Genomic DNA, 14,857 nt, shown 5'->3' on the forward strand with positions numbered 1-14,857 from the left:
ATCAGGCCTCCATCTTTTCGGCAGCGATGTGAATGGCCTTGCGAATGCGGGCGTAGGTCGCACAGCGGCAGACGTTGCCGTCCATCGCTGCGTCGATATCCTCGTCCGTCGGCTTCGGCGTCTCAGCCAACAGCGCGGTGGCGGCAAGGATCTGGCCGGATTGGCAATAACCGCATTGGGGAACGTTGAGCTCCTGCCAGGCGGCCTGTACGGCTTTGGCGGCCTTGCCGTCGATGCCTTCGATGGTCGTGATGTTGGCGCCTTCGACGTCCTCGAGGAGTGTCTGGCATGAGCGAATCGGCATTCCGTCGAGGTGCACGGTGCAGGCGCCGCATTGAGCGATGCCACAGCCGAACTTGGTTCCGGTCATCCCGAGCTCATCCCGGAGCGCCCACAACAATGGTGTGTCTGGCTCGGCATCGATTGTGCGGGACTGTCCGTTCAGGGTGAGTGTCACTGACATTCTTGGCTAGCCTCCCTTGGCTGGTGTAGACTGGCTGGAAGGGGTAAACGATCAGGTGTAGAAATACTTTGCCCAGCGTGGAAAGTAAACTGCGCGGTTTACATAGGGCGGGCAAACTGCACTTCAAGGAGTGCCGGGGCAAAAAACGCGATGTCGCAGACGGAAATAAAAAACAAGCAGATCATCGAAGCTGCGATCGCCGAGTTTCAGGAACGTGGATTTGCCGGAGCCAGCATGGACCGCATCTCCGAGCGCGCCCAGGTTTCCAAGAGAACCGTTTACAATCACTTCGACAGCAAGGAAGCCCTGTTCAAGGCCATCAACAAGTGCCTGTTCGACCAGCTTCAGGCGTCCATGCAGATCACTTTCGATCCAAACGTTCCGATCCGGGAAGAGCTGCGCCGACTTGGCTGGACGCAAGGTAACATACTCGTTGACCCGTGCGCCATGAATATGGCGCGCATGATGATGGGTGAGATCCTGCGCGATCCAGAGACGGCCGAGAACATGAACCGCCGCATGGACATGGTCCGGCCGGTGAAGAATTTTCTCGATGCCGCCGTATCGGCGGGCAAGTTGAACATCACCGATACATGGGTCGCCGCAGAACAGTTCCTCGGTCTTATCAAGACGCGCGGCTTTTACCCAAAACTCTTCGGCGAGCAGCTCTCCACCCGCAAGGAAGTAGAGAAGATCATCGAAGACGCGATCGACATGTTCCTGTGCAGTTACGGCGTGAAGGCATAAGGGGCACACGTGAAGGCCTCAGCGCCGATCTGCGTAATGGTGCTTACGGAACCAGCCTTTCTCCCTCTTGCGTTCAGGCATTTACCGGCTAAATTGCGCCGGACTTCAAACGGCTGCAGGGCGGCCATCACACAAGATCTCGAACGGATTTTCGACCCATGGCGCATGGTGACATCAAGAAGGTCGTGCTTGCCTATTCCGGCGGCCTCGACACCTCCATCATCCTGAAGTGGCTGCAGACCGAATACGGCTGCGAAGTCGTCACCTTCACGGCTGACCTCGGTCAAGGCGAGGAACTGGAGCCGGCGCGCAAGAAGGCCGAGATGCTCGGCATCAAGGAAATCTACATCGATGACCTGCGCGAGGAATTCATCAAGGACTTCGTCTTCCCGATGTTCCGCGCCAATGCGGTCTATGAAGGCGTCTACTTGCTCGGAACGTCGATCGCCCGTCCGCTCATCTCCAAGCGCCTGATCGAGATCGCCGAGGAAACCGGCGCCGACGCCATTGCCCATGGCGCCACCGGCAAGGGCAACGACCAGGTCCGCTTCGAACTGTCGGCCTATGCGCTCAACCCGGACATCAAGGTGATCGCTCCCTGGCGCGACTGGACCTTCAAGTCCCGGACCGACCTGATCGAATTCGCCGAGAAGCACCAGATCCCGGTCGCCAAGGACAAGCGTGGCGAGTCGCCGTTCTCGGTCGACGCCAACATGCTGCACTCGTCTTCCGAAGGGAAGGTTCTGGAAGATCCGAATGTCGAGGCACCGGATTATGTCTTCCAGCGCACCGTCGATCCGACCCTGGCGCCGGACGTGGTAACTGAAATCGAGATCGGCTTTGAAAAGGGCGACATGGTCTCCCTAAACGGCAAGAAAGAGTCGCCCGCGACCCTGTTCGCCAAGCTGAACGACCTTGGCCGCGACAACGGCATTGGCCGTCTCGACCTGGTCGAAAACCGCTTCGTCGGCATGAAGAGCCGCGGCATCTACGAAACGCCGGGCGGCACGATCCTCCTGACCGCCCACCGGGCCATGGAATCGATCACCGTCGACCGCGGTGCCGGCCATCTCAAGGACGAGCTGATGCCGCGCTACGCCGAGCTGATCTACAACGGCTTCTGGTTCTCGCCGGAGCGCGAGATGCTGCAGGCCCTGATCGACAAGAGCCAGGAATTCGTCACCGGCACGGTCAAGCTGAAGCTCTACAAGGGCAACGTCATCGTCACCGGCCGCGCGTCGCCGTACTCGCTCTATGCCGAGGAACTGGTGACCTTCGAGGACGACCATGGCGCCTACGACCAGAAGGACGCTGCGGGCTTCATCAAGCTGAATGCCCTGCGTCTGCGCACGCTGGCCAAGCGCAACCGTCTCGGCTGACGCCGAAGCGGACTATCGGAATAGGGAAAGGGCGCCTGATGGCGCCCTTTTTGATTCCCGGCCTAGCGGTCCGGCCGGTTTCCGTATTTCCATGGAAAAGACTACCTTTCGGGAACGGTCACAGGTTTGCGCCGTTGATCCGATATAGAAAGGGCGCGCGATGAAAAACGGTTTCACCTTGCTGGTTTTCCTGACTGTCGTCGTAGGCATTGGTTTGCTGATAGGCTACTCGTTCATGCCCGGTCCCTGGTATCAAGAGCTTGCAAAGCCGCCCCTAACCCCTCCGAACTGGCTGTTCGCTCCCGTCTGGACGCTCATCTATGTGCTGATCGCAGTCGCGGGATGGCGGGCATACTGCCGCGCCTGGACAGGGCGGGCTTTCCGTATCTGGTGCGCTCAATTGGTGCTCAACTTCGCCTGGAGCCCGATTGTCTTTGGTGCGCATGCGCTCGGCGGCGGTTTTATTGTGGTGCTTGCACTGCTCGTCACAATCCAGGTCTTCATTCACGACCGCTGGACTTCCGATCCAATTGCTGCCGCCTGCTTTGTTCCCTACGGTCTCTGGGTCGCATTCGCCAGCTACCTGAACGCCGGACTGTTTTTCCTGAATTGATGCAGCGAACGGATCAGTCGGAGAGCTTCACGATCTGGTCCTGATCAGGACAGGTCTTCAGCGCCTGAAGGGCCGTGCGGCCATCGCCGAGCGGGGCCTCTTGCCAGATCTCTGCGAGGGGAACCAGGACGAAGGCCCGTTCTCCCATGCGCGGATGGGGGATCGTGAGGTTGTCTTCGTCCACTTTTTCGAGCCCGTAGATCAGGACGTCGATGTCGATGATCCTCGGTCCCCAGCGCACGTCGCGAACGCGGCCCAGTTCACGCTCGATCTGAAGGCAGCGATCGAGAAGCTCGCGCGGCGAAAGCGTTGTTTCGATGACGAGACAGATATTGCGATAATCATCCTGAGGGACCGGCCCCCAGGGTGGGGTTCTATAGTCGGATGACCGGACAAGGACCCTGATACCCTCGCTCTCGTCAAGTTTGGAAATCGCGCCGGCCAGGTTTGCCTTGGTGTCGCCCATGTTGGAGCCGAGCCCGAGGGCTGCCCGAACGACGGGCCCGCGCAATGCGTCCTCTTTGAGGGTCATTGAACATGCTCCGCGACCATTGCCGCAAGAATACGGGCAGCATCCACATGGGGGCGCACATCATGGACGCGCACGATAGCAGCACCTTTCTGCATGGCGAGAAGATGAACACTGAGAGATCCGTATAGGCGGTCATCGGTTTCGACGCTCAGAACCGCACCGATCATCCGCTTGCGCGACGCTCCGGCCAAAACCGGCAGGCCGTGCTTTTTCAGGGTTTCGAAGCGATTGAGGATCTGGAAGTTTTGATCGATCGTCTTGCCGAAGCCAAAACCCGGGTCGAGGATCTGTTTTTCGCGCGGGATCCCGGCCTTTTCAGCCAGTTCCATGGAGCGTTCGAACCAGCGATCGATATCGGCGAGGATGTCGATATCCGGGTCGGCGGCTTCGCGATTGTGCATCATGATGACATGAGCGCCGGTTTCTGCAGCGGCATCCGGCATGGCCGGATCCCTCTGGAGGCCCCAGACATCGTTGATGATGATTGCGCCGGCCGCACAGGCACGACGCGCAACCTCTGCCTTGTAGGTGTCGATGGAGACCGGAGTGCCCAGGTCCGCGACAGGTTCCAGCATTGGAGCGAGGCGAGACCATTCGTCATCAAGTGTGACCGGCGTGGATCCGGGGCGGGTGCTTTCGCCGCCAATGTCCAGAATATCCGCACCCTCACTGATCATTTGCCGTGCGTGCGCAACCGCCGCATGGACGGCATTGAAGCGCCCACCGTCGGAGAAGCTGTCCGGCGTGACGTTTAGAATGCCCATGACATGCGGGCGGGAGTCCGGTGATGGCAAGCGGTAGCTGGCGGCGCGGGGCATGAAGATGCGGTCCCTAATTTTTCTGCGTGTTTGACGGTTCGTGGGATCAGGGTCAAGCGTGGCTAGCCTCGGCCGTCATGAAAAATTCCGCAATCGGTCATCCAGACGTATCCTGAATGACAAGAACGTCCGGCACAGAAGCAACCTGCCAAGGGAGGGCAGGGTGCCGCTCCCCCAGCTTTGGAGCAAATCATGTCTTCGAGAATTTCCCGCCGTGGCTTCCTGAAATCCTCCGTCGCCACAGGTATCGTTTTTTCCTCTCCGCTGGCCATGCCGGCCCTTTCCCGCGCGTCCTCACGTCCCGTCGTGACCCACGGTCTCCAATCGGGCGATGTCGACATGAACTCCGGTATGATCTGGGCGCGGACCGACCGTCCGGCCAAAATGCTCGTCGAGGTCGATACCACGGGTTCATTCGAGACGCCGACCCGTCTTGCACCGATCAACGCCCTGCCGGACACCGATTTCGCCGCAAAGCGCCTTCTTGAAAATCTGCCGTCGGATCAGGAGATCTTCTATCGGGTCGCTTTCGCCGATCTCAATGACGTGAATGCCATATCCGAGCCGATGACCGGCCGCTTCCGCACCGCGCCGGCCTCGCGCCGCTCGGTTAAATTCGCGTGGTCCGGGGATACGGCCGGTCAGGGCTGGGGCATCGACAAGGACCGCGGCGGCATGAAGACCTATGCCACCATGCAAAAGCACAATCCGGATTTCTTCATCCATTCCGGCGACACAATCTATGCCGATGGCCCGATGAAGGAGACGGTCGAGCTGAAGGACGGCACGGTCTGGAAAAACGTCCTCATCGAGGAAAAGACCAAGGTTGCGGAAACGCTGGAAGAGTATCGCGGCCAATGGAAATACAATCTGATGGACGACAACCTGCGCGCCTTCAACGCGGAGGTTCCGACCTTCTTCCAGTGGGACGACCATGAGGTGGTCAACAACTGGTCGGCGGCAAAGGATCTTACCGCGGATGACCGCTACTCTGAAAAGAACATCCACCTTCTGGCTGCGCGTGCCGGACGTGCGTTCCACGAATTGACGCCGATCCGCTACGCACCGGCTGAACCGGGCCGCATTTATCGCAAGATCGCCTATGGCCCGATGCTCGATATCTTCTTCCTGGACCTTCGCTCGTATCGGGGCCCCAATGGCGACGCCATGGAAATGGAGATGACGCCGGAGAGCCGTATCCTGGGAGCTGAGCAGCTTGCCTGGCTGAAGCGTGAGCTGGCCCAGTCGCGAGCCACCTGGAAGGTGATTGCGTGCGACATGCCGATTGGTCTCATCGTCTGGGACAACTGGAAGGATCAGGCCGGAGCCGAGGCTGTCGCCAACGGCGATCATGGCGCGCCAAAGGGGCGCGAACTGGAATTTGCCGATCTGCTGCGCTTTATCAAGACTGCGGACATCGATAACGTTGTCTGGCTGACGGCGGACGTGCACTACACGGCGGCGCATTACTACAATCCGGACAAGGCGCAGTTTCAGGATTTCAAGCCGTTCTGGGAATTCGTTTCAGGCCCGATCCATGCAGGAACCTTCGGTCCGAACGACCTCGACATGACGTTCGGGCCAGAGGTCAAATATATCAAGGCACCGACTGCCGAGCAGGGCGCGAACCTGCCGCCATCCATGGGACTGCAGTTCTTCGGCCTCGTCGATATTGATGGTCAGACCGAGCAGCTGACCGTTCGCCTGATGGATCGTGACGATGTCGAATTGCACAAGGTGACGCTCGATCCGGTGCGCCGGGCCTGACACCGGCCCCCGATAAAGCAGGCGGCGGGGGATCCCGCCGCCGCGCAGTCTGGACTGTACTGGTCCTTTGAAACCTATTCCGCCGGAGCAGGGCAGGAACGGATCTTGAGCCCAAGAAGAAGGTAAAGCGCGACACCTAGTACAGGCATCGCGGGCACGATGGTTCCCATGCCCAGCAGCGGGTCGCCGAGGCCGGCAATTGCAAGACTGCCGACGATGCCGCCCCCGAACTGCAGGAAACCCATCATCGCGGATGCAGAGCCGGCGATGTGCGGAAAGTCGCGCATCGCCGTCGTGAAGCTTGCCGGCAGCAGGAACGCCAGCGAAAACGCGAACATTCCCACCGGACCCATTACGGTCAGGTAGCTGGGTTCGACCAGATTGAGCGACAGGGCCATCGTAGCTGCGGAGATAAGGATGAAGACCGAGCCATAAGGCACCAGCCGCTCGGCATCCATTCGCTTCAGAAGCTGTCCGGTGACGAGTGTCCCCGAGATGAAGCTGAACGACTGCATCATCATTCCCAGGCCGAATTGGGACGGCGTCAAGCCAACGTCATGAATGAGAACGAAGGGCTGGACTGTCGCCATGGCGTAGAGGTTTCCGAGGCAGAATCCGAGCAGAAGGCTGGGGCGCAGAAAACGCGCATCCGTCAGAAGTGTCAGATAATTCCGTCCAAGACGGCCGGGGTGAATGTTGGCAATGCTCTTGTGCGCATTGGTTTCCGGCTGGAGCAAGGCGACTGCCGCCAGAAGGACACCGCCATAGACGATCATACAGTAGAAGATCTCGCGCCAGCCAAAGAGCTCCAGGATAAACCCGCCAAGTGTGGGAGATATCGCGGGACCCAGAGCCAGCATCGTGCCGATGGTATTCATGATGCGGGCGGATTGCTGGCCGGAGAACTGGTCTCTCACGATGGCCCTGGACACTGTTATGCCAACAGCCGCGCCAATGCCCTGCAACGCTCTGGCGATCATCATCCAGGTCACATCGGGTGCGTAGGTCGCAATTATGGTCGAGCCGAGATAGAGACCCAGAAACGCGAGGGTCACGGGCTTTCGGCCGAAAGCATCGGTCAAAGGGCCGCATACGAGTTGGGTTACCGCGAAGCCGATGAAATAGGCCGTCAGCGTCAGCTTGATCATGGCTTCGCTTGTACCGAAGTCCACGGCCAGCGCAGGCATGGCTGGTGTATAGAGAGCCATGGTGATCGGACCGATGGCGACGAGCGCTGCGCCAAGCAACGTCGTCCTTCGTGCAGTCATGAGCCTAGCGTCGGCGCCGCCATCGTGGGTCATGATCCACCGTCCGCATTTTGCAGGTTGCTTTTCATCCGGTTGAGAAGGTTCTCGAGGTGCGCGCGCTCGCTGGTCGACATTCCCCGGAAGGTTTCGGCACGTACCTCCGTGGTCACGTCGTCGATCTTTGCCATGACCGGCGCCGCGCTGGATGTCAGGTTGACGAGCTTGGCTCGGCGGTCGGCCGGATCGATGCTGCGTTCGATCAAGCCGGCGGTCTCCAGAGAGTCCAGATAGCCGACCAAGGTCATCGGCTCGACGCTCATTCGTTCCGCGAGTGCAGTCTGTCTGAGCCCGGGAAACCTGCCGATAAAGGCAAGGGTACGGGCTTCAGCGACAGTCAGTCCCGTGTCCACGCTGGCCATTGAGAGCTCGAAGCGCTTGCGCAGCAATCGTGCGATGTCCACGATCATAAGCGTCGCTACGCTTTCAGACGAAGGCGATTTCATGAAGGCTCACTTAGTAAGGTTTCCTTATTATATAGCTCGCTCGATAACCATGTCAAACCCGCCTTGTCGCTTCGCATTGCACAAACGGCCGTTGCAGACTATATAGGGCGCGAATTTCGGCTGATGCGGCCGAACCCCGGAAAACGAGAGCCAAGACACCTGACGCGGGCCCCAAGGGCCCGCGCATGTCTTTTGGAGCCTGAAAATGAACCTCCGCAATATCGCCATCATCGCGCACGTCGACCATGGCAAAACGACCCTCATCGACGTGCTGCTCAAGCAATCCGGCGCTTTCCGCGACAACCAGCGGACCGAAGAGCGCATGATGGATTCCAACGATATTGAGCGTGAGCGCGGGATTACCATCCTGGCAAAGGTCACGTCACTGGTCTGGAAAGACACACGTATCAACATCGTGGACACCCCGGGCCACGCCGACTTCGGCGGTGAGGTCGAGCGTATCCTGCACATGGTTGACGGCGTGATCCTTCTCGTGGATGCCGCTGAAGGTCCGATGCCTCAGACCAAGTTCGTTCTGTCCAAGGCCCTCAAGCTCGGTCTCAAGCCGATTGTTGCGATCAACAAGATCGACAAGCCTGAACAGCGCGCCGACGAAGTTCTCGACGAGGTTTTCGATCTGTTTGCATCGCTTGATGCAAATGAAGATCAGCTGGACTTCCCGGTCCTTTACGGTTCCGCCAAGCAGGAGTGGATGGCAACCGAGCCGGATGGGCCGAAAGAAAACATGGACGCCCTGTTCCAGATGGTTCTCGACAACGTCGACGCGCCGAAGTCCGAGCCTGGCTCTTTCAAGATGCTGGCAACGACCATCGAATCCGATCCGTTCCTGGGTCGCATCCTGACCGGCCGTATCGTCTCGGGCCAGGCCGTGCCGAACATGCCGCTCAAGGCCCTGTCGCGTGATGGCAAGGTTGTCGAGAATGGCCGCGTGTCCAAGATCCTTGCTTTCCGTGGCCTGGAACGCCAGCCGATCGAGAAGGGCGAAGCAGGTGACATCGTCGCGATTGCTGGCCTGACCAAGGCAACCGTTGCCGATACTCTGTGTTCACCGGACGTGGCTGACGCTCTTCAGGCACAGCCGATCGATCCGCCGACCCTGTCCATGACTTTCCGCGTGAATGACAGCCCGCTCGCCGGCACCGAAGGTTCCAAGGTTCAGTCGCGCGTCATCCGTGAGCGCCTTTTCAAGGAAGCCGAGGGCAACGTTGCCCTGAAGGTGGAAGAGACCGACGAGCCGGATGCGTTCATCGTTTCCGGCCGTGGCGAACTCCTGCTTGCGATTCTGATCGAGAACATGCGCCGCGAAGGTTTCGAGCTTGGCGTCGGACGTCCGCGCGTCGTTTATCAGTATGACGATGCGGGCAACCGCCTCGAGCCCGTGGAGGAAGTCATCATCGATGTGGATGAGGAGTTCTCGGGCGCGGTCGTGCAGAAACTTCAGGAGCGCAAGGCCGATCTTCTGGAAATGAAGCCGTCCGGCGGTGGTCGCACGCGCCTTGTATTCCATGCGCCGACGCGCGGGCTTATCGGCTACCAGGCCGAACTGATGTCCGATACGCGCGGCTCGGCCATCTTCAACCGCCTCTTCCACAGCTACCAGCCGTACAAGGGCCCGATCCAGGGCCGTCACACAGGCGTCCTGCTGTCGAACGGCTCTGGTGAAGCAGTAGCTTATGCCCTGTTCAACCTGGAAGATCGTGGTCCGATGATGATTGATCCGGGCACGAAGGTGTACCCTGGCATGATCATCGGTGAGCACACCCGTGGGAACGACCTTGAGGTCAATGTCCTGAAGGGCAAGCAGCTGACCAATATCCGGTCTGCCGGCAAGGACGACGCGGTGAAGCTGACAACCCCGATCCGTCTGACTCTGGAAGCGGCGCTTTCATACATTGCTGACGATGAACTCGTTGAAGTGACGCCGGAGTCCATCCGTCTGCGCAAGGCGCTTCTGGATCCGCATGAGCGCAAGCGTGCAGAGCGCGCTGCCAACAAGGCAAGCGCCTGATCCACGGCAGGTCATCGCATGAATGTGGAAAGCGGGCTTCGGCCCGCTTTTCTTTTGTCTGGACGTGGCAGGTGACGCCAGGCAATGTGTTTACGAATCGTAAAGGTTCGTTAACTTTTTCTTGTCACGCTTTCTGACGTAGCGGCCAGAAGGGCTGCGCTTTGAAAGCTGGCCAGGAGGCCGATATGCCAACGACGATCGAAAGGCCCCCAGCGGCCCACGTCGTGGCGCATGCGACGGAATATCCGCCCGACCGCGAACGCCGGGAACAGGAGCGGAATAACCGGAACAGTAACGAGTCCCGCGCAGAGCGCCAAGACGACACTGATGTTCCCATTCAAAATCGAGCGGGGCCGGATGCGGTTGTGATCGCCCATCTGGAAGAGGATCACCGGCTCGACGGCGTCAGCGCCTATACGCACCTCGGTGAACGTGCGCTCAGGCACCTCAAGCCGGGTGAAGGAGAGCACCGCCCTCCACTCCATCAGGTTCAGCGGCAAGGCGCATATGTGGCGAGCGAGATACGCCATGCCTATGAAGATCATGGCGGCGAGCCAGAAGAACACCGGGTCAACATCGCCACCTGATGAGCCGCTGAGGGGCCTTTGCTGCGATGCGAAAGATTTTTCGCGTTGCGGTATTGAAAGCCCGATCCGTAAGGTCCATATGGGCGGAAATATGTATTTCCACGTATATCGGGGCGCGCGGAATGGTCGAAACGATACTGTCTCTCGCGGGCGACAACCTCCTGTCGCCCATCATCCTCTTCTTTGTCCTCGGCCTGACGGCTTCGTTCCTGCGTTCGGACCTGAGTGTTCCCGAAGCCGCCGCAAAGGCCCTGTCGATCTATCTCCTTTTTGCCATCGGCTATAAGGGCGGCGTCAGTGTCAGTGATCATGGTGTCGACGCCGGGTTGCTCATGACATTGGCCGCGGGCATTGTCCTGTCGTTCGCAATACCGCTGATCGCCTTCGCTCTCTTGAAGGTTATGACCCGCCTGTCGGTGACCGATGCGGCTGCAGTCGCAGGGCATTACGGATCGATCTCGATCGTGACATTCGTTGCGGCGACCTCGGTGCTGCAGAGCCAGGGACTGACAAGCGAAGGCTACATGGTGGCGGTCGCTGCTGCCATGGAAGCGCCGGCGATCCTGTCCGCCCTGTGGCTGGTAGCGCGCAACACGACGTCTTCCGACGGGACTGCATCAGAAAACAGTGGCCTGTTGCGGGAAATCCTTCTCAACGGGTCTATCGTTCTTCTTGTCGGCTCGTTCCTGATCGGCGTCGTCACCGGAAAGGAAGGCCTGGCGGAAATCGAGAGCTTCATCGTTTCGCCGTTCAAAGGCGTATTGTGCCTGTTCCTCCTCGACATGGGGCTGGTTGCTGGGCGAGGGCTCCGCGGTGCCAAGGGCGTCCTGACGCCGGGGCTCGTGGCCTTCGGCATCCTGATGCCGATCCTCGGCAGCTTCCTTGGTCTTGTCGCCGGGCAGGTCATCGGGCTGTCGGTTGGCGGAACGGTGCTGTTCATGACACTCGCCGCGTCCGCGTCCTATATCGCAGTTCCTGCGGCAATGCGTGTGGCGTTGCCGGAAGCCAACCCTTCAGTCTACCTGACCATGTCGCTTGGCATTACATTCCCGTTCAACCTCACTCTGGGCGTGCCGCTGTACCTCACGCTCGCCACTCTAGCCGGGAGCTGATCTGATGGAGACCAACAAGGCAAAACGCGTCGAGATCATCATTGAGGCTCCGATGGAGGGCCGGCTGACGGATGCGCTGGAACAGGCGGGTGTGACGGGGTTCACGGTTCTACCGGTTCTGGGTGGCAGTGGCCGGTCGGGACGATGGAGCCGCGAGGGTCAGGTTTCGCGAGCAGGCGGCATGGTCGCGGTGATCTGCATTGTGAGGGAAGAAAGACTTGAGCATCTGCTCGAAACCGCCTTTGCGCTGGTGAAGCGTCATATCGGCGTCATCAGCGTGACCGATTGCGAGGTCCTTCGAGCCGAGCGTTTCTAGTTCGAATGTCAGGTGCCCGGCAGCTAGGCAGTCGGTGTGAATTTCCCTATAAGTCACACCGAATAAAGAACTGAAGCCAGCTTCCGGAGGCAAGATATTGAGTTTTCCCAGCGATTTGATCTCCGGCTACGGCCGTTACCTTCAAAAGGGTTTCGTCCGGTACAAGGAAACCCACGAGCATCTGGCGATTTACGGCCAGAAGCCTGATGTCATGGTGATTTCCTGTTGTGACAGCCGTGTCACGCCTGAAGGGATCTTCCATGCGGGCCCCGGTGAGCTCTTTGTCCTGCGCAACGTTGCCAATCTTGTGCCACCGTTCGAGGCAACGGACGGTCAGCACGGTACCAGTGCCGCCATCGAGTATGCAGTGACCGCGCTCAAGGTGAAGCACATCGTCGTGATGGGGCACGCCAAATGCGGTGGTGTTCAGGCGTTCCGCGAAAATGCAAACGCGCCCACGCTGAAAGGCGATTTCATTGGCCGCTGGATCAAGCTTCTCGAGCCTGCGGCCATTTCGATGGCCTGCATGCCGGTCGACAACCTGGATGATCCGCAGCTGGCGATGGAATACGCCGGGGTGCGTCAATCTCTGAAGAATTTGCGCACATTTCCGTTTGTTGACCAGCAGGTCGAGGCAGGAGAGCTTCAGATTCACGGGGCCTGGTTCGATATCGGGTCTGGGGAGCTTCGGGTCATGGATCCTGATACCGAAGTCTTCAGCACCGCAGTCGCGGACATGGACGCCGTTGATGGCGACTGACCTATCGATTTGAAAATATTGCCAAGGATTGACGACATCTCGCGGGAGGTTGGAATGCATATTGACCCGGCGCTTTACCAACGCATGGCGCAGTACAATCTCTGGATGACCGGGAAGGTCTATTCTGCCGCAGACAAGATGTCGGATTCAGAGCGGAAAGAAGATCGGGGGGCGTTCTTCAAGTCGGTTCATTCCACGCTGAACCATCTTCTGTTCGGCGATCGCGCATGGCTCGGACGGTTCAACGGCAGGTCCTACGAGGTCAAGCCCATTGGTATTGATCTTTATGACGACTACGAGCCGTTGAAGGCGGCGCATCTTGATATCGCGAATGATATTGTTGCCTTCACGGATGAGGTGACGGCTGATTGGCTTGCGGGAACCCTTGAATGGGTGGCGATTGCGGATGGCGCGGTCCGATATCGTCCGCGCTGGCTTTGTGTGACACACATGTTCAATCACCAGACCCATCACCGGGGGCAGCTTTCGACGTTGTTCAGTCAGACTGGCATCGATATCGGCGTGACGGACCTGCCGTTCATGCCCGATCTTCTCTGAACGCTGCGACTGGCAACTCAGGCCTTTTCAAGTTCCCTTGCGCCGCCGATCATCCGTTTGCGGATCGATTCGGCAGCGGGGAGTTCGCGCAGGCGGTCGTGATAGGGTGACTTGATGCAGGTCGGATCGGTGGCGGCAGCGTCGCCGGTCATGGCAAAGGCCTGGCAACGGCAACCGCCGAAGTCGATCTCCTTGCGCTCACAGGATCGGCATGGTTCCGGCATCCATTCGAAGCCGCGGTAGCGGTTGAAGGCTTCAGAGGTTTCCCAGATATCACGTAGCGGCTTATCTGTAACCTTGTCTAACGAGAGCGAGGTGATCGATTGCGCGGCGTGGCAGGGAAGAACGTGGCCGTCAGGGGTGATCATGAATGCATCTGATGCCCAGCCGCCCATGCATGGCTTGGGATAGTCGGCGTAATAGTCTGGCGTAACGAAGTCGATATTGAGGATGCCGGTCAGTTCTTCGCGAATGCGTTCGACATAATCGACCTGACGCATGACTGCATCATAGTCCGGCAGCAGGGCCGCGCGATTCAGGTAGGCCCAGCCGTAATATTGGACGTTGGCGATCTCGAGCCGCTCCGCGTCCAGTTCCAGCGCGAGTTCAACGAATTCCGGGACTTCCTCGATATTCAGTTTGTGGATCGGGGCGTTGATGGTGAGCGGCAGTTCGAGTTCGCGCGCCCACTGTGCCACCTGGCGCTTCTTCACATGGGCGTTCTTGTAGTGGCCGACGAGTTCAGTCGTCTCGGGACGAGCGCCCTGAAAACTTACCTGAATATGGTCGAGGCCAGCCTGTTTGTAGCTTTCAAGCTTGTCGCGGGTGACCGTGACCGCAGCCGTAATCAGGTTGGTGTAAACCCCATTGTCGCTCAGGCAGGCGATAAGCCTGTCGAGATCCGGTCGCAGGGTGGGTTCACCACCCGACAGGTGGATCTGGAGAATGCCGAGTTGCGCGGCCTGTTCGAATGTGTCGACCCAAGTGCCCGTGTCGAGCTCTCGGTTCGCTTTGAGAAGTTCCACCGGATTGGAGCAGTAGCCGCATTGAAGCGGGCAACGATGGGTCAGTTCCGCCAGCAGACCGAGGGGCGGGCCGATAGTGGTCATGGGCTCACCACCCTCGAATTGTCGCATCTGACCAGAAGCCGGTCCGACCACTCCTGCAGGAAGGCGACCACATCCGGCATTATCTGATCTGGCGGCGCGTTGTAGTCCTTTGACAGCCCTGAGACGATCTCGGTGACGGACGAAGTCCCGCTGCAGCGTCCTAGAATGTCCGCGCTGATGTCATCGGGCCAGAGAACTTTTTCCGGTGCCAGAACGACCCATTTTTCGCGCAGCTTGTCGAACCGGAGGTGCACATGGCCCGGCAGTTCAGGCACGCTGTCGCCTGATACGATCGATCGTGTGCGGTCGGTGCCCAC

17 protein-coding genes are annotated in these 14,857 nt (G+C 59.2%); 9 read left to right on the top strand and 8 right to left on the bottom strand.

Features of this window, described 5'->3' with window-relative positions; translation table 11 throughout:
- Position 1 precedes the first annotated feature (1 nt).
- Positions 2 to 463 (bottom strand): (2Fe-2S)-binding protein, encoded by a 462-nt coding sequence (locus ACN0SY_RS13170; RefSeq protein ID WP_417687736.1) that lies wholly within the window; start codon positions 461 to 463, stop codon positions 2 to 4.
- 150 nt (positions 464 to 613) lie between these two features.
- Here ACN0SY_RS13170 and ACN0SY_RS13175 point away from each other — a divergent pair, with 150 nt between their 5' ends.
- The 3 genes from ACN0SY_RS13175 (at position 614) to ACN0SY_RS13185 (ending at position 3,202) form a co-directional block, all read left to right on the top strand.
- Positions 614 to 1,210: a TetR/AcrR family transcriptional regulator gene (locus ACN0SY_RS13175; RefSeq protein WP_417687738.1), complete on the top strand. Its 597-nt coding sequence runs from the start codon at positions 614 to 616 to the stop codon at positions 1,208 to 1,210.
- A gap of 158 nt (positions 1,211 to 1,368) precedes the next feature.
- Positions 1,369 to 2,589: an argininosuccinate synthase gene (locus tag ACN0SY_RS13180; RefSeq protein ID WP_417687740.1), complete on the top strand. Its 1,221-nt coding sequence runs from the start codon at positions 1,369 to 1,371 to the stop codon at positions 2,587 to 2,589.
- A gap of 160 nt (positions 2,590 to 2,749) precedes the next feature.
- Positions 2,750 to 3,202 (top strand): TspO/MBR family protein, encoded by a 453-nt coding sequence (locus ACN0SY_RS13185; protein ID WP_417687742.1) that lies wholly within the window; start codon positions 2,750 to 2,752, stop codon positions 3,200 to 3,202.
- A gap of 13 nt (positions 3,203 to 3,215) precedes the next feature.
- Here the strand turns inward: ACN0SY_RS13185 and folK are convergent, their stop codons facing one another.
- Positions 3,216 to 3,734 carry a 2-amino-4-hydroxy-6-hydroxymethyldihydropteridine diphosphokinase gene (folK, locus tag ACN0SY_RS13190; RefSeq protein WP_417687744.1) on the bottom strand — a complete coding sequence of 173 codons (519 nt, stop codon included), beginning with the start codon at positions 3,732 to 3,734 and terminating at the stop codon, positions 3,216 to 3,218.
- A complete protein-coding gene (folP, locus tag ACN0SY_RS13195) occupies positions 3,731 to 4,552 on the bottom strand; it encodes a dihydropteroate synthase (protein WP_417687746.1) in 822 nt (273 codons plus the stop codon). The genes folK and folP overlap by 4 nt, the downstream gene beginning before the upstream one ends.
- A gap of 192 nt (positions 4,553 to 4,744) precedes the next feature.
- Here folP and ACN0SY_RS13200 point away from each other — a divergent pair, with 192 nt between their 5' ends.
- Positions 4,745 to 6,319, top strand: coding sequence for an alkaline phosphatase D family protein (locus ACN0SY_RS13200; protein WP_417687748.1), 1,575 nt, complete (start codon positions 4,745 to 4,747; stop codon positions 6,317 to 6,319).
- Positions 6,320 to 6,393: 74 nt separating this feature from the next.
- Here ACN0SY_RS13200 and ACN0SY_RS13205 read toward each other — a convergent pair whose 3' ends face one another.
- On the bottom strand, positions 6,394 to 7,620 hold the full coding sequence (locus ACN0SY_RS13205; RefSeq protein WP_417687750.1) for a multidrug effflux MFS transporter: 1,227 nt from the start codon (positions 7,618 to 7,620) through the stop codon (positions 6,394 to 6,396).
- Positions 7,617 to 8,069, bottom strand: a complete 453-nt coding sequence (locus tag ACN0SY_RS13210) for a MarR family winged helix-turn-helix transcriptional regulator (RefSeq protein WP_417687752.1) — start codon at positions 8,067 to 8,069, stop codon at positions 7,617 to 7,619. Before ACN0SY_RS13210 ends, ACN0SY_RS13205 begins: the two co-directional genes overlap by 4 nt.
- Before the next feature lie 205 nt (positions 8,070 to 8,274).
- Between ACN0SY_RS13210 and typA the strand changes: the two genes are divergently transcribed.
- Entirely contained in the window at positions 8,275 to 10,098 is a 1,824-nt protein-coding gene (gene typA / locus ACN0SY_RS13215; RefSeq protein ID WP_417687754.1) for a translational GTPase TypA, read from the top strand.
- Positions 10,099 to 10,208: 110 nt separating this feature from the next.
- On the opposite strand, the gene ACN0SY_RS13220 is transcribed toward typA, so the two are convergent.
- Positions 10,209 to 10,664 carry a hypothetical protein gene (locus ACN0SY_RS13220; protein ID WP_417687756.1) on the bottom strand — a complete coding sequence of 152 codons (456 nt, stop codon included), beginning with the start codon at positions 10,662 to 10,664 and terminating at the stop codon, positions 10,209 to 10,211.
- Between the two features lie 143 nt (positions 10,665 to 10,807).
- Here ACN0SY_RS13220 and ACN0SY_RS13225 point away from each other — a divergent pair, with 143 nt between their 5' ends.
- From ACN0SY_RS13225 to ACN0SY_RS13240, 4 genes are all read left to right on the top strand, one after another.
- Positions 10,808 to 11,797: a sodium-dependent bicarbonate transport family permease gene (locus ACN0SY_RS13225; protein ID WP_417687758.1), complete on the top strand. Its 990-nt coding sequence runs from the start codon at positions 10,808 to 10,810 to the stop codon at positions 11,795 to 11,797.
- A gap of 4 nt (positions 11,798 to 11,801) precedes the next feature.
- Positions 11,802 to 12,113: a DUF3240 family protein gene (locus ACN0SY_RS13230; protein ID WP_417687760.1), complete on the top strand. Its 312-nt coding sequence runs from the start codon at positions 11,802 to 11,804 to the stop codon at positions 12,111 to 12,113.
- Between the two features lie 94 nt (positions 12,114 to 12,207).
- Positions 12,208 to 12,873 (top strand): carbonic anhydrase, encoded by a 666-nt coding sequence (locus tag ACN0SY_RS13235; protein ID WP_417687943.1) that lies wholly within the window; start codon positions 12,208 to 12,210, stop codon positions 12,871 to 12,873.
- Between the two features lie 54 nt (positions 12,874 to 12,927).
- Positions 12,928 to 13,431 carry a DinB family protein gene (locus ACN0SY_RS13240; protein WP_417687762.1) on the top strand — a complete coding sequence of 168 codons (504 nt, stop codon included), beginning with the start codon at positions 12,928 to 12,930 and terminating at the stop codon, positions 13,429 to 13,431.
- 17 nt (positions 13,432 to 13,448) lie between these two features.
- Here ACN0SY_RS13240 and pqqE read toward each other — a convergent pair whose 3' ends face one another.
- Positions 13,449 to 14,540, bottom strand: coding sequence for a pyrroloquinoline quinone biosynthesis protein PqqE (gene pqqE, locus ACN0SY_RS13245; protein ID WP_417687764.1), 1,092 nt, complete (start codon positions 14,538 to 14,540; stop codon positions 13,449 to 13,451).
- Entirely contained in the window at positions 14,537 to 14,857 is a 321-nt protein-coding gene (gene pqqD, locus ACN0SY_RS13250) for a pyrroloquinoline quinone biosynthesis peptide chaperone PqqD (RefSeq protein ID WP_417687766.1), read from the bottom strand. Before pqqD ends, pqqE begins: the two co-directional genes overlap by 4 nt.

Origin of the sequence: Roseibium sp. (genome assembly GCF_048261595.1) — a bacterium.
Lineage (GTDB): Bacteria > Pseudomonadota > Alphaproteobacteria > Rhizobiales > Stappiaceae > Roseibium.